The sequence below is a fragment of the Vogesella alkaliphila genome (assembly GCF_014652475.1).
In the GTDB taxonomy this organism is placed as follows: domain Bacteria; phylum Pseudomonadota; class Gammaproteobacteria; order Burkholderiales; family Chromobacteriaceae; genus Vogesella; species Vogesella alkaliphila.
On the sequence record NZ_BMYW01000026.1, the window covers coordinates 1 to 642 of the forward strand.

Below are 642 nucleotides of genomic sequence, written 5' to 3' on the forward strand. Positions count from 1 at the left end.
CCTCCGAACACGGCAAGACCCAGCTGAACCAGGGCCACCTCGCCCACCCACGGCAGGACGGCAAGGCCACGCCGCGCGGCGACGGCTTCGAGCTGCGCACCGACCAGCACGGCGCCATCCGCGCCGGCCACGGCCTGCTACTGACTACCGAAGCGCAGGCCGCTGCCGGCGGCAAACAACTGGCGCGCGACGGCGCCCAGAGCCAGCTCGACGCCGCGCTGGCGCTCGCCCAATCCCTGGGCGATACCGCCACGGCGCAACTGGCCGATACGCAGGAAACCGGGCCTACCGAGATCAAGCCCGACAACGCCAAAGGCGCCAACAAAACCGACGGCCACCTGCAGCACCACGTTGCGGCACTCAAGGCCTGGGAAGCCGGCAGCAATACCGATAAAGACGGCAAAACGGCGGCCCAGGGAAATGGATCAGCCCAGGCCGGCCAGCAGCCGCTCATGATCCTGTCCGCGCCAGCGGGGTTGGCCGCAACCACCGACAACTCCCTTACCCTGGCCGCCGGCAGCAATATCGACCAGGTCGCCCAGCGCGACCTCAACCAGACCAGCGGCCGGCGCTGGCTGCACAACGTCGGCCAGCACATCAGCCTGTTCGTGGCCGGGGTGAAGGACAAGGTCACGCTGAAAC

General features: G+C 68.7%; 1 protein-coding gene. It reads left to right on the forward strand.

The window, feature by feature from the left end; genetic code table 11:
* On the forward strand, nt 1-642 hold a 642-nt coding region (locus IE100_RS16340), incomplete at both ends, for a type VI secretion system Vgr family protein (protein ID WP_189375670.1).